Raw genomic sequence first — 20,405 nt, forward strand, 5'->3', positions numbered from 1 at the left:
TTCCGGATGGCTTCGGGCCGGCCAGCATAGTGCTAATCCTTGCCGGGGGGAACGCTGCAACACCGGTGGACGATGGCGGCCTGGTCGCGGCGGTTGTCGTCCTTGAAGGCCAGCCAGCGGCGGCGCAGACGGGCGGCCATGGAAGCGGAGAGCTTCAGGCGGTTGGCGGCGGCCCAGCGCTCGATGGCGGGAAGCGTGACGTGGCGCAGATCGTAGGTAACGGCCACACGGCCGTTGCCGGCGGTCTGCAGGTCAAGAATTCCCTCGGGCAAGGCAAGCCCGGCGATGACGGCGCCGTCGGCGTCCGGGGCGAGGGAGAGGGTCACGGTACGGATCAGCCGCTGCGGGTCGTTCATGTCTGCCTCCCAACGTTCCCATATCTATTTGTCGCATAATGTATATTATGACGACGAATAGATATGGGTCAGGAAACCTCGATCACCAGCCCGTCATGGGCCGGAATCACATGAGGCGGAACGGCGCGGCGCACCGCCTCGTAATCGAGCCGCGAGCCCATATGGGTGATGTAGGCCCGGCGCGGCCCGACGCGCTCGATCCATTCCACCGCCTTGGCCACATGGGCGTGGGTCTGGTGGGGATAATCCACCAGACAGCCGATGATCCAGGTGTCGATGCCGTCCAGGGCCCTGAACGAATCGTCCGGCAGGTCGACCACGTCGGTGCTGTAGGCAACCGATCCGAACCGCAGGCCCAGCGTCCGGCAATAGCCATGGTCCTGGTCGAAGGGCATCACCCCGATGCCGCCGACCCGGAACGGCCCGGTGATCTCGTGGGCCTCCAGCAGCGGGCGGTAGATGAATTCGCCCATCTCCTCCAGCGGCTCGAAGGCATAGGCGAAGCGGGTCCGCGCCGTCTTCAGCGTCCCGGCATCGCCCCATACCGGCAGCCATTTGCGGGTGGCGCGGTTGATCTCGCGCAGGTCGTCGATGCCGTGCAGATGGTCGGCGTGGTCGTGGGTGTAGATCACCGCATCGACACTCTTCACCCCGGCCGCCAGCATCTGGTCGCGCAGGTCGGGCGAGGTGTCCACCAGGATGCGGGTCTCCCCCTCCTCCACCAGGATGGAGGAGCGCCGGCGGCGGTTGCGCGGATCGGCGGGATCGCAGGCCCCCCATCCCCCGGAGATGGTCGGAACGCCGGCGGCGCCGCCACAGCCGAGGAAGGTGACCTTCATGGCCGCGTCACTTTGGTGAACAGGCGGTGGAAGTTGTCGGTGGTGGCGGCTTCCATCTCGGCCATGGTCACGCCCTTGACCTCGGCCAGCCGGGCGGCGGTATGGGCGACGTAGGCGGGTTCGTTGCGCTTGCCGCGATAGGGAACCGGGGCCAGATAGGGCGCGTCGGTCTCCACCAGCAGGCGGTCGAGCGGCACGCCGGCCAGGGTATCGCGCAAGGCTTCGGCGGTCTTGAAGGTCATGATGCCTGACGCCGAGACGAACAGGCCTAAGTTCACGGCCTTTTCAGCGAAGTCTGGGCCGGAGCTGAAGCAATGGACCAGCCCGGTGAAGGCCCCCTTCCCCATCTCCTCGGCCAGGATCGCCCCGGTATCGTCGTCGGCGTCGCGGGTATGGACGATCACCGGCAGATTGGTGCGCCGCGCGGCCTCGATATGGATGCGGAACGATTCCCGCTGCCGCTCGCGCGGGCTCTTGTCGTAGAAATAGTCCAGGCCGGTCTCGCCCAACGCCACCACCTTGGGATGCTCGGCGAGGCGCAGCAGGGTATCGAGGTCGGCGAAGGGCGCCACGCCCGCTTCGTGCGGGTGGACACCGACGCTGGCCCAGACGTTGTCGAAACGCTCGGCCACCTTGACCACCTGGTCGTAGCGGCTGATATGGGTGCCGATGGTCAGCAGCACCCCTACTCCCGCCGCCTGGGCACGGCCGACCACGCCGTCGAGATCGTCGGCGAAGTCGGGAAAGTCCAGATGGCAATGGCTGTCGACCAGCATTTAGGCGGAGGCCTCTTCCACATGGCGCGGGAACACGCCCTGGGGCGCCGGCAGGGCGATTCCTTCCTTCAGCGGATGGTCGGGGCCGAAGAAGGCGAAGCCGCGTTCCCCTTCCGCCACGGCCAGCTGGTCGAGGATGCGGGACGAGGCCGCCGGTATGAACGGCTGGGTCAGCAGGGCCAGGCAGCGGATGGTCTCGGCCAGCACCCACAGCACCGTGCCCATGCGGGCGGGGTCGGTCTTCTTCAGCGCCCAGGGCGCCTGCTTGTCAACATAGGCATTGGCGGCGCGGATCACCACCCAGACGGTCTCGATGGCCTCGTGATAGAGCTGGCGGTCCATGGACTCCCTGACCTTGGCCAGCATGGCGTAGGCGGCGCCCAGCATGGCCTTGTCGTCGTCGCTGTCGGGAGAATGGGCGGGCAGCGCACCGCCGCAATTCTTGCCGATCATGGACAGCGAACGCTGGACCAGATTGCCGTAATCGTTGGCCAGCTCGCTGTTCATGCGGCCGATCATGGCGCGGTGGCTGAAATCGCCGTCATTGCCGAACGGCACCTCGCGCAGCAGGAAGTAGCGCACCTGGTCCAGACCGTAGGTCTCGATCAGCGACAGCGGATCGATGACGTTGCCCACCGACTTGGAGATCTTCTGGCCCTCGTTGGTCCACCAGCCGTGGGCGAAGACGCGCTTGGGGGGAGCCAGGTCGGCGGCCATCAGGAAGGCCGGCCAGTAGACGGCGTGGAAGCGGACGATATCCTTGCCCACCATGTGGATGGTATTGGGCCAGTAGCGGGCGAAATCGCCCGCAGTGTCGGGATAGCCCAGGGCAGTGATGTAGTTGGTCAGCGCGTCCAGCCAGACATACATGATGTGGGAATCGTCACCGGGCACCGGAATGCCCCATTTGAAGCTGGTGCGCGACACCGACAGGTCCTGAAGCCCGCCCTTGACGAAGCTCATCACCTCGTTGCGGCGCGAGTTGGGCGCCACGCAATCGGGGTTGTCCTCGTACCACTGGAGCAGGCGGTCCTGGAACGCCGACAGGCGGAAGAAATAGCTGGGTTCCTTCACCCATTCGACGGGGGCGCCGGTGGGGGCCAGCTTGGCGCCGCCCTCGCCCTTGACCAGTTCGTCCTCGGCGTAGAACGCCTCGTCGCGCACCGAGTACCAGCCCTCATAGGCGCCGAGATAGATGTCACCCTTGGCCACCAGCTTGTCCCACAAGGCCTGGCAGGCGACCTTGTGGCGCGCCTCGGTGGTGCGGATGAAATCGTCGTTGGTACAGCCCAGGATTTGGGCCAGCTCGCGGAAATTGGCCGAATTCTGGTCGGCCAGGGCCTGGGGGCTGACGCCGAAGGCCTCCGCCGACTTCTCCACCTTCTGGCCGTGCTCGTCGGTGCCGGTCAGGAACTTGACGTCGAAGCCATCCAGGCGCTTGAAGCGCGCCAGCACATCGCAGGCCAGCGTGGTGTAGGCGTGGCCGATATGGGGCTTGTCGTTGACGTAGTAGATCGGCGTGGTGACGTAGAAGGTCCCGGCCCCATTCATGGGAATGCTCCGCTAAATCAAGTTGTTGCCCGTTATCGTGAACCCTGGCGGGCGAGGCGTTCCACCGCCATGAAGGCGCCGAGAACGGCCTGCTTGCGGTCGAGATGGACCGCTTCGGTGCGGGCGAACAGGGTGGTGATCTTTTCCCATACCTCCAGCCAATGTTCAAGGCTGGCCGCCGCCAGCAGGCGCTCCATCAGGGCGCCCTCGCCCGCCACCACCTCGGCCATGCCGGCCCCCTTGCGGCCGCCGGCACGGATCAGGCGGGCCAGCCACCAGCCCAGCAATTCGGTGACGGTACGGAACGATCCGTCGTTCTCGGGCCGTGCCACCTTGTCGCCGAAGGCATGCAGCGCCGGCACGTCCAGGCGTGGCAGACCGTGCAGCAGGTCGAGCAGTTCGCGGTAGAGGTCCAGTCCGCCCTCGTCGGCCAGCCCTAAGGCCTTGCCGATGCTGCCCTCGCCCAGCTTGGCCAGGGCGGCCACCTCGCTCGGCCCCAATTCGGGGCGCTGGCGGGTCAGCAGATCGGCCACCACGCCGTCCTCCAGCGGCTGGAGCATCAGGCGGCGGCAGCGCGAACGGATGGTGGGAAGCAACCGGCCGGGAGAATGGGAAACAAGCAACATCAAGGCGTTGCGCGGTGGTTCCTCCAGAACCTTCAGCACCGCGTTGGCGGCGTTGCGGTTCATTTCGTCGGCGGAATCGATGATCACCACCCGCCAGCCGCCCTCGGCCGGCGTCAGCGACATGAAGTGGCCGATGCCGCGCACGTCCTCGACCACGATCTCGGAGCGCAGCTTGCTCTTCTTGTCGTCGGTCCAGCCGCGCTCCACGGTTTGCAGATCGGCATGGCCCTGGGCGGCGATGCGGCGGAACACCGGATGATCCGGGCGAATCTCCAGGTTGGACGGCGCGTCGCCGAACAGCCCGCCGCCCTCCCCGCCTCCCGCCAGCACGAAGCGGGCGAAGCGATAGGCGAGCGTCGCCTTGCCGATGCCCTTGGGGCCGCACAGCAGCCAGGCATGGGCCAGCCGCCCCGAATTCCAGGCGTCGAGCAGCGCCGTCTCGGCCGCCGCATGGCCGAACAACTCGGAGGTTTCGCGCGGATGGGGGGACTCGGTCATGGGGTATGCGGGCGGGACGCCCGCGCTCCGAAATGGCGCTTTTCCCGGGAGCGCGGGCATCCCGCCCGCATGAATAAGAATCCGCTCATGGCACCGGCAGCCGGGCCCGCACGGTGGCCATGATGTCGCCGTGCACCTCGTCCGGGCCGTGGCTGGCGTCGATCACGGCGCAGCGTATGGGGTTGGCGGCGGCGATGCCGAGGAAACCCTGGCGCAGGCGCTGGTGAAACCCCAGGCCCATGCGCTCGTAGCGGTCTTCCGCCCCGCCCCTCGCCCCGGCCCGCTCGAGGCCCTTCTCCACCGGCAGATCGAGCACCAGGGTGAGGTCGGGGGCGAAATGCCCCACGGCGACGCGGTACAGGCTGGCGATGACCTCCGGATCAAGGCCGTGGCCGAAACCCTGATAGGCCAGGGTCGAATCGGCGAAGCGGTCCGAGATCACCCAGGCGCCGCGCTCCAGGGCCGGCCATACGGTCTTGACCAGATGGTCGCGCCGCGCCGCGAAGTGGAGCAGCGCCTCGGTCACCCCGTCCCAGCGATTGGTGTCGCCTTCGACCAGCAGGGCGCGGATGACCTCGGCCCCGGTCGAGCCGCCGGGCTCGCGGGTGGTGACCACCATCAGGCCCTCGTCGCGCAGGCTATCCGCCAGCAGGCGCACCTGGGTGGACTTGCCGGCCCCCTCGCCGCCCTCGAAGGTGATGAAGCGTCCGCGGGCCGGTGCGTCCATCGGCGTCTAGCCCTTCTTGCCCCAGAGGATGCGCTTGAAGGCGGTGGACATGCGGCCGCCAAAGCCCAGCTTCTCCACGTCGGCGGCGGCCACCATGGGCACCTCCACCGGAACCATGCCCGGGGCGGTGACCACGATCTTGCCCACTTCCTGGCCGGCCTTGACCGGGGCGGCGATGGGGCCGTTATAGATGGTGGTGACCTTCATCTCGGGACGGTTGCGCCGCTGCATGGTGACCTCCAGGCCGCCCTTGGCGAGCAGCGGCACGGTCCCGGCCTGGCCCAGCCAGACCTCGGCGTCGGGGATCACCTCCTCGCCGGCCTTGAACAGGGCGTAGGTCTCCCATTCGCGGAAGGCCCATTCGGTCAGGCGGCGCGATTCCTCGGCCCGCTCCTTCATGGAGCCCATGCCGTTCAGCACCATGATGATGCGGCGGTTGCCCCGCTTGATGGAGGCGGCCAGGCCATAGCCGGCGGCGGCGGTGTGGCCGGTCTTCAGGCCGTCGGCGCCCGGCGTACTGTAGAGCAGCGGATTGCGGTTGCCCTGCTTGATGCCGTTGAACACGAACTCCATCTGGCTGAACAGCGGATAGTATTCGGGGAAATCGGCGATCAGGCGGCGCGACAGCACCGACAGGTCGCGCGCCGTCATCAGGTGGCCGGGCTCGGGCCAGCCGCTGGCGTTCTTGAAGATGGAATGGGTCAGGCCGATCTGGCGGGACTTGCGGGTCTCCTCCTCGGCGAAGGCCTCCTCCGAGCCGGAATAGGCCTCGGCCAGCACCGAACAGGCGTCGTTGCCCGACTGGATCACCACGCCCTTCAGCAATTCCTCGACGGTGGCCGTGGAATTCACCGGCAGGAACATCAGCGAGCCTTCGGACTTGTAGTGCCGCTTCCAGGCGGTCTCGCTGACCGGCAGGCGGTCGCCCGGCTTCCAGGCGCCGCTCTTCAGCTTGTCGAAGACCATGTAGACGGTCATCAGCTTGCTCATGGAGCTGGGGACCATCATCTCGTCGGCATTCTTCTCCATCAGCACCTGGCCGCTGGCGTGATCGACGATGATGGCCTGCCGGGCGGCGGTCTCGATGGACTGGGCCCGGACCGGAAGCGACAGGGCCGGAAGCAACAGGGCCGCGACCAGCGAGCGGCGGAGGAAAGCGAGCATCACGACGGCCTATCTGTTGTTAATCGACGACGACGCGGGCGTCCTGCGCCCCCTTGGCGACCACGGCGTCGAGGACCCGGTCGGCTTCCTCGACGTTGGACATCGGCCCCAGCCGGACCCGGAACAGGGTCTTGCCCTGGACACTGACCTGCTGCAGCTGGGCCTTGCCCACCGGCGACAGGCGGGCAACCATGCGGTGGGCGTTGTCGTGACGGCCGAACGACCCGGCCTGGACGTAGATGGAGGTGGGGCGTACCGCCACGGATTTCACCTCCTGGGTGGCGATTTCCCGTTCCACCGCCTCGGGGGTCATGCCGCGCTGCTGCGGCTGGGCCGACGAGGCGACGGTGAGATTGCCGTTGCCGTTGTTCTTGACGCCGGGAGGCGGCGGCAGGGATTCCGCCGAGACCGAGCCGCGCGGCGCGGCGCTCGCCACCTTGGGCTCGTTGCCGGCGGTGTCGGGCTTGAGCTTGCCGGCCAGGACGCGGCTTTCCTCGCTCAGCACCTGGACGCGCACCTTGGCGGTGCCCTTGCCCTCCATGCCCAGCAGCTGCGCCGATTTGCGCGACAGGTCGATGATGCGGCCGTTGACGAAGGGGCCGCGGTCGTTGACGCGCACGATGATCGAGCGCCCGTTCTCCAGGTTGGTCACCCGGGCGATGGACGGCATCTGCAGCGTCTTGTGGGCGGCGGTGACGGCGTTCTGGTCGAAGGTCTCGCCGTTGGCGGTCAGCTTGGCGTGGAAGTCGGGACCGTACCAGGAGGCGATGCCGGTCTCATCATAGGCGAAGTCTTCCTGGGGATAGTACCAGACCCCCGCCACCTGATAGGGCTTGCCCACCTTGTAGTTGGTGGCGGCCGAGGCCGAGGGCGGCGGCGGCGCGTCGCCGCCCACCGCCGTCTTGGCCATGTGGCCGAACAGGTTCATCTCGGCGCAGCCGGACAGGACGGTTGCGGAGAGCAGCAGCAGCGCCAAGCGCGTCTTTCGCGACATCTAGTCCCCTCCCCACGGGCCCGGCCAAAGATGTGGTAGTCTACTTGGCACCGATGCGGTCCGCAAGATGCCCCGCCGCCAGGGCGAAGAAGGTGGAGCGGTTCCACTTCATGGTGGTGCGGAAATTGTCGTAGACCAGGAAAGCCGGGCCCTTGGTGCCCTCGGCCAGAACGATCGAGGCGGAAAGCTCGCGGGCGGGCAGCGCCTTGCCGTCAGCGGCCTTGACCCCCAGGGCCGCCCATTCCCTGACGCTCTTGCGGGTGTCGGCGCCCAGCAGGGCGCGGGGGAAATCGGCGGGCAGCCTGACGGCGCGGCCCCAGGTCTGGTCACCCTTCCAGCCTTCCTGCGACAGGTAGTTGGCCGCCGAGGCTAGGGCGTCGGAACGGTTGGTCCAGATGTTGCGCTTGCCGTCGCCGTCCCAGTCCACCGCAAACTTGAGGAAGGTCGACGGCATGAACTGGCACTGGCCCATGGCCCCGGCCCACGAGCCGATCATGTTGGCCGGCGCGATATGGCCCTGGTCGAGGATGGCGAGCGCGCTCATCAACTCGGTGCGGAAATACTTGGAGCGCCGCCCGTCATAGGCCAGGGTGGCCAGGGACGACACCACCGACATGCCGCCGGTATTCTTGCCGAAATTGGTCTCGATCCCCCACAGGGCCACCACGAAGCGCGGCTGTACGCCGTAGCGACGCTCGATCTCGGTGAGCAGCGCCTTGTTCTCGGCCAGCTTGCGCCGCCCCTCCTCCACCCGGGACGGCGTGACGATGCGGCCCAGATATTCGTTGAAGGACAGGGTGAATTCCGGCTGCTTGCGATCCAGCTCGATCACCCGGTCGATATGGGTGACGTTGGCCAACGCCGTGTCGAGGGTCTGGGGCCGCAGCCCCTTTTCCAGGGCTTCGGTGCGAATTCCGGCCAGGAAGGCGGAAAAGCCGCTGTCGGCCGTCACCGTCGCCGCCTTGGGCTGTTCGGCCTGGACAGCCGGTTCCTCGGCCGAGGCGGCGCAACCGCCCAGTGCGAGGGAAGCCACGGCCATTCCGGCCATCATCCAAGATTTCGTCGCCCAAGCCATGCGCCAAACCCCAAATCTGGTAAGCATCCGGGTGTTGTGCCACACTTTGGCCAATGACTGCAATCTCAAGGCTGCGGCAACAGCGCGTCGGTCCAGCCCATCAGGCGGTAGATCACCAGCCCCAGCCCTTCGTGGATCAGCGGTCCCAACCCGGAAATCCCCTTCTGGGGGCTGAAACGCAATTCGCTCCACCACGGCCCCGGCCGCCCGGTGGTGTTGTAATCGACCGGAATGGGGATGACCGGCCAGTCCACGGCGCGGAAACAACCCACGGCCCTCGGCATATGTCCGGCCGAGGTGATCAGCAGCCAGGTCTCGCCCGGCTTGGGCTGCATGATCTCCTTGGCGCGGGTGGCGTTCTCGCGGGTATTGCGCGAGTCCCGCTCGAAGACGATGCGGCCGGTGTCGAAGCCCAGGTCGCGGTAGAAGATCTCGGCGTAATCGGCCTCGCGCAGCGTCTGGTCGAAGGCGTTCCCCGAGCCGCCGCTGAACATCAGCCGGGCCTCGGGATAGCGCCGCGCCAGGGGAAACAGCGCGGTCATGCGGGTGACGGCGCTGCCCACCGCCACCTGCCCCCGCGCCGCGCTCAAGGCCGGGCTGATGGCCCCGCCCAGCACGATGATGCCGTCCACCCTGTCGGGCAGGGGATCGGGGGCGGAGAAACGTCCCTCCAGCCGGGTCATGGCCCATCGCTCCACCGGCACGACGGAAAGGACGACGACCGTCAGCAGGGTGACGCCGAGCACGGTGCGCCCGGCGCGCAGCCAGCGCCGCGACAGAGTCAGCAGCCAGCCGGCAATGACCAGCAGCAGGAACACCGTGGCCGGATCGGTGACGTAGCCGAGAAGTTTGGACAGCACGAACATGGGACCGCATGTTGCCGCCGCCCCGCCCCGATGTCACCGCCTTTCGTCCCCCCTTGCACTTGGGCCATAGGGACGATATCAAACGGGGCAGCGGAAGGGTGGCAGAGTGGTCTATTGCAGCGGTCTTGAAAACCGCAGGGGTGCAAGCCTCCGGGGGTTCGAATCCCTCCCCTTCCGCCATCCTGCCTCGCGCTCAGTTCAGTAAGGCCCCCATAGCCTCGCACTCCTCGTCCGCCAGCGCGAAATCGGCGATTTCCAGGTCTTCCCGCATGTGCCCGGCCGAGCTTGTCCCGGTGAGCGGGATGATTTCCATCTGGCTGAGAAAGCGGAAGAAAATCTGCGCGGCGGTCCGCCGGTACTTGGCCATCAGTGCCTTGACCGTGTCATGGGCCAGGATGTCCGGGTTGGCGGTCAGAGTCCAGAAGCTCTGGTAGAGGATACCGTGCTGGCGGCAATAGGCGCGCAGGACGCGGTCGAAGCCGGTGGCGGCGTGGAAGCGGTTCTGGACCAATGCCGGTTTGATGCGGGAGGTCTCGCAGAGGTGGCGCAGAACCTCGGGGTCGTAGCAATTGCTGATCCCCAGTTGCCGCACGCCGCCGGCATCGAAGAGGGTCTCCATGGCGCCCCACACTTCGCGGAAGCCGGAGGGATCGGCCAGGGGCGAATGCAGGACGAGGCCGTCCAGGACGTCCGTTCCCAGGTTGATGCGGGAGCGCTCGAACGACTGCGCCACCTGTCGGGCCAAACTGGCCGAGGGATCATAGGGGATGCGTTGGGGGTCCTGGCCCGGCAGCGGCGTGAACTTGGTCTGGATGTAAAGATCCTGGCGGCGCAGGCCCTTGGCCAGGGCGGCGGCCAGTCCGGCCCCCACGCCGGCCTCGTCGTAATGCTTGGGCTGGCAGGCGGTATCGATGCCGCGGAACCCCTGGGCCAGGGCCAGTTCGACCAGGCCGGCCGTCCGCTCCTTCTTCCAGGCGGTGCCGTAGAGGATGCGGGGCATGGCGACGCCCTGATTGGACGTCCAGGCCTGATCGGCGGCAATCATCCCATCCCCCTGCCGTTGCGCCTTGAACCAGATCGGGCCTGCGTCACCCGGATTCAAGGCTACAGCCCGAGATAGGCGGCCCTGACCCGGTCGTCGCCCAGCAGGTCGGAGCCCCGCCCCTCCATGACCACATGACCGTTCTCCAGCACGCAGGCGTGGTCGGCCATGTGCAGCGACACCGCCACGTTCTGCTCGACCAGCACGATGGTCATGCCCTCTTCGTGCAGGCGGCGGATGATGGCGAACACCTCGTGGACCATGGCGGGCGACAGGCCCAGCGACGGCTCGTCGAACATGATCATGCGGGGTTGGCCCATCAGGCAGCGGCCGATGGCCAGCATCTGCTGCTCGCCGCCCGACAGCGTCCCGGCCATCTGCCTGCGGCGTTCCAGCAGGCGGGGGAACATCTGCCACACCCGCTCCAGGCTGGCGGCGGCATCCTTGCGGGCGCGCGGCACCATGGCGCCCAGTTCCAGGTTGTCCTCGACGCTCATGGTGGGGAACACCTGGCGGCCCTCGGCCACCTGCCCCAGGCCGAGGTCGCAGATCTCGAAGCTTTCCCGTCCCGTGATGTCGTGGCCGTCGAAACGGACGGTGCCGGCGCGCGGCGTCTCCATGCCGGCGATGGCGCGGATCAGCGAAGTCTTGCCCGCCCCGTTGGCGCCGACGATGGCGGTGATGGAGCCGAGGGGCACGCCGAAGCTCACCCCGGCCAGGGCCTGGGCGTCGCCGTAGAACAGGTCGAGGTCCCGCACGTCGAGCATCACGGCGTCTCCTGTCCCAGATAGCAGTCCAGCACCCTTGGGTCGCGCACCACCTCGTCCGGCGTACCCTCGCAGACCGGCTTGCCGGTGTTGATCACCACCACCCGCTGGGACAGGGCCATCACGGCGCGCATGACATGTTCGATCAGCACGATGGTCAGGCCGGTCTCGCGGTTGAGCGTGCGGAAGGTCTCGACCATGCGGTCGGTCTCGGCGGGACGCAGGCCGGCCATCACCTCGTCCAGCAGCAGCAGCTTGGGACCGGTGGCCAGCGCCCGGGCCACCTCCAGGCATTTGCGGTCGGGCAGCGTCAGGCCGCGGGCCATCTGGCGGCGTTTGTCGGCCAGCCCCAGCAGGTCCAGCACCTCGCGGGCCCGGCGGCGCGCCTGTCCCACGTCGTGGGTCCAGCGCAGGGCGCCGATCAGCACATTCTCCTCCACCGAGATGTTGCCGAACGGCTTGACCAGTTGGAAGGTGCGCCCCACCCCGGCCCGGCAGACCTGATCGGGACGCAGGCCGACCAGGGAGGCGCCTTCCAGCTCGACCCGTCCGCCGTCTGGTTGAAAGACCCCGGCGATCATATTGAAAACAGTGGTTTTTCCCGCGCCGTTGGGGCCGATCAGCGCCACCACCTCGCCGGCCCCGACGCTGAACGATACGCCGTCCACGGCGCGCAGGCCGCGGAAATTCTTGACCAGACCCTCGACGAGGAGCAGCGGCGCGGCGCTCACCTGTCGTCCTCCCCGTCCCCATCCCCCGGTTCCAGGCCCAGGCGGGCGCGCGCCCAAGGCCAGACGCCGTCGGGCAGGAACTTGACGATGGCCAGCAGCGCCAGGCCGTAGCACAGCTGCTTGATGCCCGCCGCCTTGAATCCCATGGCCTCGGTGGCCATGGTGATCCCCTCGCCCAGGGGGGTAAGGATCAGCGCCCCCAGGATCGGCCCGAACAGGGTGCCCAGCCCGCCGACGATGGGGGCCAGGATGATCTCGATGGACCGGTTCATGCCGAAGGCCTGATTGGGGAACAGATTGTTGTAGTAGAAGGCGAAAAATACTCCGCCCAGCGCGGTCAGACCGGCCGACAGCATCACGGCGGCGAGCTTGGCGCGGAACACGTTGATGCCCAGCGCGGCGGCCGCCTCCTGATCTTCCCGCACCGCCAGCCAGGTATAGCCGAGGCGCGAGCGCACCAGCCGGCGGCACAGCAGGAAGATGCCGGCCGTCATGGCGAGGATCAGGTAGTAGAACATCAGCGGATGGCCGCGCAGATGGACCAGGTCGATGCCGCTGCGGTCGCCCACCGGCAGGAACAGCCCGCCCGGGCCGCCCAGGCCGGGGATGTGCTCGAACAGGATGCGGGTGAACTCGGCGAAGGCGATGGTCAGCAGGGCGAAATAGACGCCCTTGACCCCGAAGCGGAAGCCCAGCGACCCGACGACGCCGCCGGCCAGCGCCGCCACCGCCACCGAGGCGAACAGGCCGAACACCGCCGGCACCCCCAGATGGACGAACAGCGCCGCCGCGGTATAGGCCCCCAGGCCGACATAAAGGGTATGGCCGAGGGACAGTTGCCCGGCGAAGCCCATCATGATGTTCCACGCCTGCCCCACATAGGCGAAGTACATCACCACCACCAGCACCGACAGCAGATAGGGCCCGGCCACCAGGGGGGCCAGGGCGAAGGCGGCCAGCAACAGGCCGAGCAGGATAGCCTGGCGGCTCATTTGCGCGCCCCCATCAGCCCTTGCGGCCGCAGGATCAGGATCAGGATCAGGATGGCGAAGCTGAACATGCCCTTCATGGAGGGCATCAGGAAATAGCCGGCCAGCACCTCGGAAACGCCGATCAGGATGCCGCCCAGCAGGGCGCCGCCCATGCTGCCCAGGCCTCCGACGATGACGATGATGAAGGCCAGCATGGTCAGTTCCGGCCCGCTGGAGGGCATCACGTCGATCAGCATGGACAGCAGCGCCCCCGCCGCCCCGACGCAGGCCGCCCCGATGCCGAAGGTGACGGCGTAGAGCCGCTTGACGTTCAGCCCGATCACCCTGGCGCCCACCAGATTGTCGGCGCAGGCGCGGATGGCCTTGCCGGTCATGGTGCGGCGGAAGAACAGCATCAGCAGGCCCGAGATGCAAAGCGCCGCCGTGGCGGCCAGGAGGCGGACCTTGTCCACCAGCAGCGGCCCCACCTCGTAGGTGTCGAAGCCATAGGGCACCTGGATGCCGTGGGCGTCGGGGCCGAAGACCAGCAGCGAGCCGTTGACCATGATGATGGCCACCGCCACCAGCAGGATGAACTGCATGTGCTCGGGCTTGGCGACGAAGGCGTCGATCAGGCCGCGCTGCATGACGTAGCCCAGCACGAACAGCAGCAGGGCGATCAGCGGCAGGCCGAGCAGCGGATCAAGCTCTGCCCAAGTAAACAGCGCCCAGGCGGCGTACATGGCCAGCGCCGTCATCTCGCCATGGGCGAAGTTGACGACGCGGACGACGCCGAAGATCACCGACAGGCCGAGGGCCATCAGGCTGTAGACCAGCCCGGTCAGCAGGCCGGTGACGATCTGGTTGGCGAGATCGATGGTCATGGGGCGGGGTGTTCCGGCAGCCGCCCCGATTGGCGGCCGCCGGCTTTTACAACATCAGCCACGCTGTTGCCAACCCGGAGCCGGGAAGACCGGTTTCGCCTCAGCCACCTCGCTGGGCAGCACCACCAGCGGCTTGCCGCCGAAATTCTGGATGGTGGCCGAACGGGTGTTGGTGTTCTGCCCCTTGGCGTCGAACACGATGGGGCCGCCGATCATCACGTGCTCGGCGATGCTGGTGACGGGCAGCGCCGCCAGGACCGCCTTGGGATCGGTGCTGCCGGCCCGCTTGGCGGCGTCGGCGGCGATCAGGATGGCCTCGAAGGTGTAGCCGATGTTCATCTCGAACAGGGCATCGGGATAGGCCTTGGTGAAGGCCTTGAGCAGGGCTTGGCTCATGGCGGTCTTGGGGTTGATCCACGGCAGGTTGGTCATGCAGTAATCCGAGTACTTGCCGAGCGTCTTGTAGAACTGGGCCTCGTACATGCCGGGGCTGCCGGGCGAGATCACCGCCTTGGGCTCGAAGCGCTGCTTGACCATCTCGCGGATGACGCGGATGCAGTCGTCGCCATGGGGAACCAGCAGCACCAGGTCGGCGCCGGTGGCCTTGGCCTTGCCCACTTCCACCGCCAGATCGCGGGCGGCGCCGTCATAGGCGATGGTCTCCACCAGCGGGAACGGCATGTCCAGCGTCGGGAACAGCTTGTTGACCGCGCCGGCCATGGCGGTGCCGAAGGTGTCGTTGTTGTGCAGGAACACCGCCTTGGTCGGCGTGGTGCCGGTGGTCTTGAACACGTCCTTCATCAGGGCGAGGCCCTCGGTCACCAGCTTGGGCGCCGTGGGGAAGTTGCGGAACACCGTCTTGAAGCCCTGCTCGGTGATGTTGGGCGCGGCGGCGATGTTGATCACCAGCGGCACCCCGCGCTGCTCGCAGACCTGGGCCACCGCCAGGGTATGGGCGGAATCGAAGGCGCCGACCAGCACCTGGGCGCCGTCGGCGATCAGCTTCTCGGCCCGCGTCCGGGCGGTGTCGATATTGGTCTCGGTGTCGGCGATCATCAGCTGCACCGGCATGCCCATGTCGGCCAGCAGGGCCGGCGTGACGTCGGCGCCGCGCTTGCAGCTCTGCCCTTCGCGGGCGAGGCTGCCGGACAGCGGCAGCAGCAGGCCGACCTTCAGCGGTTCGGCGGCATGCAGCGGACGAGCCCGTCCGCCCAGACCCAGGACGGCGGCACCGGCCGCGCCGGCGGCGAGAAAGCCGCGGCGGTTGACCATCGGCGAGGAATGCCCGGACATGACTTGCTCCTTGCTGGAAATGAAGGCCGCAAGACTAACCGTTCGACGGCGTGGCGGCAATGAGGTCATACCCCCTTATGGCGGACGGCGATCCGTATTATGCTGAGAGCTTGTTCTGCAATCGAAGGTCATCCTCCATGATCCGCCTGGCCAACGTCATCGTAGCCCACGCCGACACGGGCGCCGCCGAAGCGCTTCTCGCCCGCCTGTCGCACAACGGCTATCACGCCATGCATGCGACCAGTCGCGACCAGGTCCTGCAACTGGCCAGATACGAGCATCCCGACCTGATCCTGGTGGGCGACGTGGGCGAGGATTCCATCGGCCTGGGCGCCCTGCTCAAGCAGGAGCCGCTGCTGGCCGACATTCCCATGGTCCTGCTGGTGGACAGGGTGACCGCCGATTCGGCGGAAAAGGCCTGCGCCGCCGGTCTCGACGACACCATTTCCATGCATGACGACGACGTGGAGCTGCTGTCCCGGCTGCGGCCGCTGGTCCGGCTGGCCACCATGCACGCCGAGCTGCGCCACCGCGCCTGCGCCGCCCAGCCCTTCGGGGTGGCCGCCCGCGAGCGGGCCTCGGTGCCCGAAGGCACCCGCCCCTGCATCCTGGTGGTCGGCCATGACCGCGACGGGGTGGGCGCCATCCTCGGCGCCGCCGCCGAGGTGATCAGCAGCGCCAACCTCTACGACGCGGAAAGCCTGCTGGAGCACCGCAATTTCGACGCCGCCGTGGTCACCACCGACGGCGACCTGGAAGGCTATCTCGCCTTCACCTCCCAGGTCCGCAACAATCCGCGCCTGTTCAACCTGCCCATGGTGCTGGTGGTGGACAAGGGGGTGCCGGCGGTGGACGTCTACCGCCGCGGCGCCAGCCGGGTGCTGCCGCGCCCCCTGGATCTTGGCATCCTGCGGGCCTCGGTGCTGGGCATGGTGCGCCGCCAGCAATTGCGCTGGTCCATCCGGGGCGCCCTGTTCGAAAGCCTGACGGAGCAGACCCGCGATCCGCTGACCGGGGTCTACGGCCGCGCCTATCTCGATGCCTATCTGGCCGAGCGCCTGGAGATCGCCAAGACCCACGACCGCCATCTGGCCGTGGTGTTCTTCTACGTCCCCAACATCGAAGGGGTGCGCAGCCATTTCGGCGACGACGCCGCCGAGCATCTGGCCCAGCAATTGGGGCAATGGATCACCGGCCTGCTGCGGGCCGAGGATCTGACGGCGCTCTACGCCAAGAACCAGTTCTGCGTGGTGCTGCCCGACACCCCCACCGTCGAGGCCGAGGTGGTGATGCACCGCATCGCCGGCGTGCTGGCCTATACGGATTTCGCGGTGCGCGAGGTCTACCAGCCAGTCAAGGTCTGGGTTCAGGTGGCTTGCACCGACGCCAAGACAACCGATACGCTGGAAACGCTGCTGGCCCGGGTGCAGGCCAAGCTGGATTGACACCCGGTTCCGCGATGAGCGGGACTCATCGGAATCGGGTTAGGCCCAAGGGGCCGCGCGCCTTACGGCGCGGGAGGCAAGGGCGCTCGCGCCCGCCCGCCGATTGAGGGCGATCCCGGGGATCGCTTGCGGTCATAGGGGTATGGATTGACGCCGAGGTAAGGAACGCCGGTGAGGATCGAGTACGTCTTCGACACCGTCTGCCCCTGGTGCTACGTGGGCAAGCGCCGCCTGGAGCGCGCGCTGGCCCTGCGCCCGGAAACCCGCGCCCGCATCGTCTGGCGCCCGTTCCTGCTCAATCCCGACCTGCCGCCCGAGGGCATCGACCGCAAGACCTATCTCGACCGCAAGTTCGGCGGGACGGCCCGCGTCCAGCGGGTCCACGCCGCCGTGGCCGCCGCCGGCAAGAGCGAGGGCATCGTCTTCGACTTCGAGTCCATCACCCGCATGCCCAATTCCCTCGGCTCCCACCGGCTGATCCGCTATGCCGGGGCCAGCGGCCGCGAGGCCGAGGTGGTCGAGGCCCTCTACGCCGCCTATTTTTCCCAGGGGCTGGATATCGGCAATGTGGAGGTCCTGGCCGATATCGGCGCGGCCTCCGGCCTGGAGCGGGACATCCTGGCCGCCTATCTGGCGTCCGACGCCGACGCGGCCAGTGTGCTCAACGACAACGCCCGCGCCCATCGCCTGGGGGTCAACGGCGTTCCCTGCCTGATCCTCGACGGTTCCTATGCCCTGGCCGGGGCGCAGGAGCCCGACATCCTGCTCCGCCTCATCGACATCGTGCGCGAAGGCCAGCCGGAAGCGGCGTTCAGCTGAGAGGACGCTACTTCCGCACCACCAGCGCCACCCCCACCGCCGTGGCCGCCATGCCGGCCAGGGCCAGCGGGGTCAGCATCTCGTCGAACAGCAGCCAGGCCAGCAGGGCGGTGACCGGCGGCACCAGATAGAAGAAGCTGGCCACCTTGGCCGCCTCGCCCAGGCGGATCAGGGTCATCAGCAGGCTGATGGCGCCCAGCGACAGCACCAGCACCAGCCAGCCCAGCGCCAGGACGAAGGGCGGCGTCCACTGGATAACCATGGTCTCGGTCGCCATGGCCACCGGCAGCAGGGCCGCCAGGGCGGCCATATACTGGATCAGGGTTCCGGTGCGCAGGTCCATGCCGGTGCAGAAGCGCTTCTGGTACAGCGTGCCGCCGGTGATGGCCAGCAGCGCCGCGATGGCGAAGGCCATGCCGTCCCAGCCGAAGCCATCGAAATTCACCCCCGTCAACCGGGTGGACAACACCATGGCGACGCCAGCCAGGCCGAGGGCGAGGCCGCCCCACTGGCGGGCTCCCACGATCTCGCCCAGCAACGGCCCGACCACGGCGGCGGTCAGCAGCGGCTGCAGCCCGGCCACCAGGGCGACCAGACCGGAGGGAACGCCGTGGCGAATGGCCCCGAATACCCCGCCGAGATAGATGGCGTGGACCAGCAGCCCGGATATTCCCAGATGGAGCCACAGCCGGGGATCGCCGGGGAATTTGGCGCGGCTGGCCGCCACCAGGACCCCCAGCAGGACGATGACGATGGCGAAGCGCAGCACCAGGAAGGTGAAGGGCTCGGCATAGGGCAATCCGTACTTGGCCCCGATGAAGCCGGTGCTCCACAACACCACGAAGACGCCCGGCATGGCTCTGGTCCAGGCGTGCTCCCCCATGGTGTCAGCCCCCGTTCTCGGGCGGCCGCGGCGCGAGGCCGGAGGATTCCGTCCGCTTGGGCGGCGCCTCGCCGCCGGTCCAGAACACCCAGGTGGAGGCCAGCCAGACCATCATGCTGATGAATCCGGCCAGCTTGGGCGGCACGCCGAATTTCTGCGGCAGGACCAGCAGCAGGGTGATGCCGCCGACAAAGCCGCACAGTGTCCAGATGGCGCCGACCACGTGGCGCGGCAGCTTCTTCTTGGGGGATTCAGTCATGTCTCAAGGCCTGACATCGATATAGTTGACCACTTTCTTGACGCCCTCGCCTTCCTTCAGGCGGGCGAGGGCCTTGTTGGCCTCCTCCTGCGAGCGGGCGCGGCCGATGACGTAGACCGTGCCGAAGGAATCGACGGTGGTGCGGAAATTGACGTCGGCCACCCCCCTGGTGCCGATCAGCCGTCCCTGGGCCTTGACGCCCATTTCCACCGTGTCGGCCCAGCCGGGCAGCGCCTTGCGCTTGGCATCGTCCTTGGCCAGATAGGTGACGTGCCAGTAGAGCTTCCTGACCCCCTCGACGCCGCGCACATCCTTCTGGAACTGGTCGTAGGTGGCCTTGTCGTCGAACAGGCCGGTGATCAGCAGCCGCTGCTCGTAGATCTCGGTCGAGGCCTTGATGGTGGCGTGCTTGCCCATGTAGCCGTTGACCTTGGCGACGATGACGTTGTCCTTGGCGATGTCCGAGGCCGAGCGCGCCTCGATGGCCCGGTCGATCAGGGTCTTGGGGGCGGTCAGCACGTCCATCAGCTGGGCCTGGGCCGGGACGGCCAGGACCAGGGTGATAACGGTAAGGGCAAGGCGGCGCAGCATGTGGCGGTCCCGTGACATTGGTCTGACCGCCAACCATACAGGCCAAGACCAACGCCGCCAATCGGCTATTTGGCGCTTCCCTTGAGGTGCTTGTGCACCGCCTGGCGCGAGATGCCCAGTTCCTTGCCGATGCGGGCCAGGGACCACTCGGGATTGGCCGTCTTCAAGGCGCGGGCGCGGTCCTTGGTGGAGGGGCCCTGCGCACGGGAGGCCAGGCCGTTCCGGGCCAGGGCCGCGAAATCGGCGGCGAGGATGGCGTAGCCGCTGCCATCCTCGCCCCTGCGCCCGGCCCAGTATTCCAGGCGGGCGGAGAAATCGGCGACGGTGGCGGCGGGCAGGCCCTGGCGCCACCCCGCCTCCACCAGCCGGCGACGGACGGCGCAAGCCGGCGGCAAGACGGGCGGCGGCGAATCGGAGGCGCCGACCAGTTCCATGTGGCGCAGCCGACCCTCCCAGCGCAAGGTTTCGGCCCGCGCCGCCTCGACGCTTGCCGGCATGGGATGGGCGACGGCCACCGCCGCCTCCACGTCCGGAGCGGTCTGGCATCGGGCGGCGGCCTCGATGAAGAGAGTCTCGAATTCCGTGGGGCGCAGGACGGCGTCCTCGCCGCCATAGCGCAGGATCACCGCCGCCCGCTCGTCGATACGGGTCAACTCGCGCAGGCGGCGCAGGCGGACCGCCCGGACGATGCTGCCCGGCTTGGCGCCCTCCTCCTGCAGGTGCAGGGCCTGCATGGCGGCCTCGGCCCCGTCGCCCTTGCGCGCCGCGCCGCGTCGCGCCAGCGCCTCGAGGCCGGCGGGATAACTGCCCCATTCCAGGTCGCAGAAGGCCCGGGCGCGTTCCAGCGCCTCGTCCTGCTCGGCCTCGTTCTCGGATTCGTAAAGCGCCAGCATGCCTTCCAGGCGGTCGAGAGCCTTATCCTCCCGCCCCTGGCTCATCAGATCGAAAAGATCCATCGCCCCCTCGTCAACGCATGGGTTGACGGTGCTACGGTCCGGGCCGCCTGTCAAGGCGGCGTCGCGTTCAATTTCCCTGGGAATCCCGGCTTTGCCGCTCGGCCGCGACCTTGTCCACCACCGCCTTGATCAGGCTGGGGGGCGCCGTCAGCACAGAATAGCCCTCGCCGGCGAGGCGGGCAGTCACTGCGGCAAGAAGCAGACGCGGAATCATCACAACCTCCGTCAAGATGACGGCAATGGAGGACTATGAGAAATTATATTGGCTACGCATAAATAACTGGTTAATTCC

Annotated in this window: 23 protein-coding genes and 1 tRNA gene; 3 read left to right on the forward strand and 21 right to left on the reverse strand. The window is 67.7% G+C overall.

Going from position 1 to position 20,405, the window contains the following annotated elements; genetic code table 11:
* Positions 1-32: 32 nt before the first annotated feature.
* The 10 genes from H261_RS06345 to H261_RS06390 form a co-directional block, all read right to left on the reverse strand.
* Entirely contained in the window at positions 33-356 is a 324-nt protein-coding gene (locus tag H261_RS06345) for a hypothetical protein (protein ID WP_008615600.1), read from the reverse strand.
* 68 nt (positions 357-424) lie between these two features.
* Positions 425-1,195, reverse strand: coding sequence for an MBL fold metallo-hydrolase (locus H261_RS06350; protein ID WP_008615601.1), 771 nt, complete (start codon positions 1,193-1,195; stop codon positions 425-427).
* Complete coding sequence (locus H261_RS06355) at positions 1,192-1,971, reverse strand: TatD family hydrolase (RefSeq protein WP_008615602.1); 780 nt, start codon at positions 1,969-1,971, stop codon at positions 1,192-1,194. Before H261_RS06355 ends, H261_RS06350 begins: the two co-directional genes overlap by 4 nt.
* Positions 1,972-3,522 carry a methionine--tRNA ligase gene (gene metG, locus H261_RS06360; protein WP_008615603.1) on the reverse strand — a complete coding sequence of 517 codons (1,551 nt, stop codon included), beginning with the start codon at positions 3,520-3,522 and terminating at the stop codon, positions 1,972-1,974.
* Between the two features lie 32 nt (positions 3,523-3,554).
* A complete protein-coding gene (locus tag H261_RS06365) occupies positions 3,555-4,646 on the reverse strand; it encodes a DNA polymerase III subunit delta' (RefSeq protein WP_008615604.1) in 1,092 nt (363 codons plus the stop codon).
* A gap of 85 nt (positions 4,647-4,731) precedes the next feature.
* Positions 4,732-5,373 (reverse strand): dTMP kinase, encoded by a 642-nt coding sequence (gene tmk / locus H261_RS06370; protein ID WP_008615605.1) that lies wholly within the window; start codon positions 5,371-5,373, stop codon positions 4,732-4,734.
* 6 nt (positions 5,374-5,379) lie between these two features.
* Complete coding sequence (locus H261_RS06375) at positions 5,380-6,537, reverse strand: D-alanyl-D-alanine carboxypeptidase family protein (RefSeq protein WP_008615615.1); 1,158 nt, start codon at positions 6,535-6,537, stop codon at positions 5,380-5,382.
* 19 nt (positions 6,538-6,556) lie between these two features.
* Positions 6,557-7,531: a septal ring lytic transglycosylase RlpA family protein gene (locus H261_RS06380; RefSeq protein WP_008615620.1), complete on the reverse strand. Its 975-nt coding sequence runs from the start codon at positions 7,529-7,531 to the stop codon at positions 6,557-6,559.
* 40 nt (positions 7,532-7,571) lie between these two features.
* Complete coding sequence (locus H261_RS06385; RefSeq protein ID WP_235062880.1) at positions 7,572-8,570, reverse strand: lytic murein transglycosylase; 999 nt, start codon at positions 8,568-8,570, stop codon at positions 7,572-7,574.
* 101 nt (positions 8,571-8,671) lie between these two features.
* Positions 8,672-9,472, reverse strand: a complete 801-nt coding sequence (locus H261_RS06390; protein WP_008615622.1) for a YdcF family protein — start codon at positions 9,470-9,472, stop codon at positions 8,672-8,674.
* A 92-nt stretch (positions 9,473-9,564) separates the two neighbouring features.
* On the opposite strand from H261_RS06390, the gene H261_RS06395 reads away from it, so the two are divergent.
* Positions 9,565-9,652, forward strand: a tRNA-Ser gene (locus H261_RS06395).
* Between the two features lie 13 nt (positions 9,653-9,665).
* Here the strand turns inward: H261_RS06395 and H261_RS06400 are convergent.
* From H261_RS06400 to H261_RS06425, 6 genes are read right to left on the reverse strand one after another with little or no spacing between them, the layout of a single operon-like run.
* Entirely contained in the window at positions 9,666-10,517 is an 852-nt protein-coding gene (locus H261_RS06400; RefSeq protein WP_008615623.1) for an aldo/keto reductase family protein, read from the reverse strand.
* A 59-nt stretch (positions 10,518-10,576) separates the two neighbouring features.
* Positions 10,577-11,281 carry an ABC transporter ATP-binding protein gene (locus H261_RS06405; protein WP_008615624.1) on the reverse strand — a complete coding sequence of 235 codons (705 nt, stop codon included), beginning with the start codon at positions 11,279-11,281 and terminating at the stop codon, positions 10,577-10,579.
* On the reverse strand, positions 11,281-12,012 hold the full coding sequence (locus tag H261_RS06410; RefSeq protein ID WP_008615625.1) for an ABC transporter ATP-binding protein: 732 nt from the start codon (positions 12,010-12,012) through the stop codon (positions 11,281-11,283). Before H261_RS06410 ends, H261_RS06405 begins: the two co-directional genes overlap by 1 nt.
* Positions 12,009-13,004, reverse strand: a complete 996-nt coding sequence (locus tag H261_RS06415; protein WP_008615626.1) for a branched-chain amino acid ABC transporter permease — start codon at positions 13,002-13,004, stop codon at positions 12,009-12,011. The genes H261_RS06410 and H261_RS06415 overlap by 4 nt, the downstream gene beginning before the upstream one ends.
* The gene (locus tag H261_RS06420; protein WP_008615627.1) at positions 13,001-13,867 is read right to left on the reverse strand and encodes a branched-chain amino acid ABC transporter permease; all 867 of its coding nucleotides are present in this window, start codon (positions 13,865-13,867) and stop codon (positions 13,001-13,003) included. Before H261_RS06420 ends, H261_RS06415 begins: the two co-directional genes overlap by 4 nt.
* A 54-nt stretch (positions 13,868-13,921) precedes the next feature.
* Positions 13,922-15,160, reverse strand: a complete 1,239-nt coding sequence (locus H261_RS06425; RefSeq protein WP_008615628.1) for an ABC transporter substrate-binding protein — start codon at positions 15,158-15,160, stop codon at positions 13,922-13,924.
* Positions 15,161-15,297: 137 nt separating this feature from the next.
* On the opposite strand from H261_RS06425, the gene H261_RS06430 reads away from it, so the two are divergent.
* Both H261_RS06430 and H261_RS06435 read left to right on the forward strand, forming a co-directional pair.
* Positions 15,298-16,605, forward strand: a complete 1,308-nt coding sequence (locus H261_RS06430; protein ID WP_008615629.1) for a diguanylate cyclase domain-containing protein — start codon at positions 15,298-15,300, stop codon at positions 16,603-16,605.
* 171 nt (positions 16,606-16,776) lie between these two features.
* Positions 16,777-17,424, forward strand: coding sequence for a DsbA family oxidoreductase (locus tag H261_RS06435; RefSeq protein ID WP_008615630.1), 648 nt, complete (start codon positions 16,777-16,779; stop codon positions 17,422-17,424).
* 7 nt (positions 17,425-17,431) lie between these two features.
* Here the strand turns inward: H261_RS06435 and H261_RS06440 are convergent, their stop codons facing one another.
* The 5 genes from H261_RS06440 to H261_RS25360 form a co-directional block, all read right to left on the reverse strand.
* Positions 17,432-18,307 carry a DMT family transporter gene (locus tag H261_RS06440; RefSeq protein ID WP_040475839.1) on the reverse strand — a complete coding sequence of 292 codons (876 nt, stop codon included), beginning with the start codon at positions 18,305-18,307 and terminating at the stop codon, positions 17,432-17,434.
* A gap of 4 nt (positions 18,308-18,311) precedes the next feature.
* Positions 18,312-18,566, reverse strand: coding sequence for a hypothetical protein (locus H261_RS06445; RefSeq protein ID WP_008615632.1), 255 nt, complete (start codon positions 18,564-18,566; stop codon positions 18,312-18,314).
* A gap of 3 nt (positions 18,567-18,569) precedes the next feature.
* Entirely contained in the window at positions 18,570-19,157 is a 588-nt protein-coding gene (locus H261_RS06450) for a BON domain-containing protein (RefSeq protein WP_008615633.1), read from the reverse strand.
* A 65-nt stretch (positions 19,158-19,222) separates the two neighbouring features.
* On the reverse strand, positions 19,223-20,113 hold the full coding sequence (locus tag H261_RS06455) for a hypothetical protein (RefSeq protein ID WP_008615634.1): 891 nt from the start codon (positions 20,111-20,113) through the stop codon (positions 19,223-19,225).
* A gap of 67 nt (positions 20,114-20,180) precedes the next feature.
* Positions 20,181-20,327, reverse strand: coding sequence for a hypothetical protein (locus H261_RS25360; protein ID WP_161625008.1), 147 nt, complete (start codon positions 20,325-20,327; stop codon positions 20,181-20,183).
* Positions 20,328-20,405: the final 78 nt, after the last annotated feature.

The organism is Paramagnetospirillum caucaseum (assembly GCF_000342045.1).
GTDB lineage: Bacteria > Pseudomonadota > Alphaproteobacteria > Rhodospirillales > Magnetospirillaceae > Phaeospirillum > Phaeospirillum caucaseum.

What these genes read in the sequence shown, in the direction of transcription:
- H261_RS06345 (WP_008615600.1), bottom strand. Translation starts at nt 356, where the DNA reads ATGAACGACCCGCAGCGGCTGATCCGTACCGTGACCCTCTCCCTCGCC.
- H261_RS06350 (WP_008615601.1), bottom strand. Translation starts at nt 1,195, where the DNA reads ATGAAGGTCACCTTCCTCGGCTGTGGCGGCGCCGCCGGCGTTCCGACC.
- H261_RS06355 (WP_008615602.1), bottom strand. Translation starts at nt 1,971, where the DNA reads ATGCTGGTCGACAGCCATTGCCATCTGGACTTTCCCGACTTCGCCGAC.
- metG (WP_008615603.1), bottom strand. Translation starts at nt 3,522, where the DNA reads ATGAATGGGGCCGGGACCTTCTACGTCACCACGCCGATCTACTACGTC.
- H261_RS06365 (WP_008615604.1), bottom strand. Translation starts at nt 4,646, where the DNA reads ATGACCGAGTCCCCCCATCCGCGCGAAACCTCCGAGTTGTTCGGCCAT.
- tmk (WP_008615605.1), bottom strand. Translation starts at nt 5,373, where the DNA reads ATGGACGCACCGGCCCGCGGACGCTTCATCACCTTCGAGGGCGGCGAG.
- H261_RS06375 (WP_008615615.1), bottom strand. Translation starts at nt 6,537, where the DNA reads ATGCTCGCTTTCCTCCGCCGCTCGCTGGTCGCGGCCCTGTTGCTTCCG.
- H261_RS06380 (WP_008615620.1), bottom strand. Translation starts at nt 7,531, where the DNA reads ATGTCGCGAAAGACGCGCTTGGCGCTGCTGCTGCTCTCCGCAACCGTC.
- H261_RS06385 (WP_235062880.1), bottom strand. Translation starts at nt 8,570, where the DNA reads ATGGCCGTGGCTTCCCTCGCACTGGGCGGTTGCGCCGCCTCGGCCGAG.
- H261_RS06390 (WP_008615622.1), bottom strand. Translation starts at nt 9,472, where the DNA reads ATGTTCGTGCTGTCCAAACTTCTCGGCTACGTCACCGATCCGGCCACG.
- H261_RS06400 (WP_008615623.1), bottom strand. Translation starts at nt 10,517, where the DNA reads ATGATTGCCGCCGATCAGGCCTGGACGTCCAATCAGGGCGTCGCCATG.
- H261_RS06405 (WP_008615624.1), bottom strand. Translation starts at nt 11,281, where the DNA reads ATGCTCGACGTGCGGGACCTCGACCTGTTCTACGGCGACGCCCAGGCC.
- H261_RS06415 (WP_008615626.1), bottom strand. Translation starts at nt 13,004, where the DNA reads ATGAGCCGCCAGGCTATCCTGCTCGGCCTGTTGCTGGCCGCCTTCGCC.
- H261_RS06420 (WP_008615627.1), bottom strand. Translation starts at nt 13,867, where the DNA reads ATGACCATCGATCTCGCCAACCAGATCGTCACCGGCCTGCTGACCGGG.
- H261_RS06425 (WP_008615628.1), bottom strand. Translation starts at nt 15,160, where the DNA reads ATGTCCGGGCATTCCTCGCCGATGGTCAACCGCCGCGGCTTTCTCGCC.
- H261_RS06430 (WP_008615629.1), top strand. Translation starts at nt 15,298, where the DNA reads ATGATCCGCCTGGCCAACGTCATCGTAGCCCACGCCGACACGGGCGCC.
- H261_RS06440 (WP_040475839.1), bottom strand. Translation starts at nt 18,307, where the DNA reads ATGGGGGAGCACGCCTGGACCAGAGCCATGCCGGGCGTCTTCGTGGTG.
- H261_RS06445 (WP_008615632.1), bottom strand. Translation starts at nt 18,566, where the DNA reads ATGACTGAATCCCCCAAGAAGAAGCTGCCGCGCCACGTGGTCGGCGCC.
- H261_RS06450 (WP_008615633.1), bottom strand. Translation starts at nt 19,157, where the DNA reads ATGCTGCGCCGCCTTGCCCTTACCGTTATCACCCTGGTCCTGGCCGTC.
- H261_RS06455 (WP_008615634.1), bottom strand. Translation starts at nt 20,113, where the DNA reads ATGGATCTTTTCGATCTGATGAGCCAGGGGCGGGAGGATAAGGCTCTC.
- H261_RS25360 (WP_161625008.1), bottom strand. Translation starts at nt 20,327, where the DNA reads ATGATTCCGCGTCTGCTTCTTGCCGCAGTGACTGCCCGCCTCGCCGGC.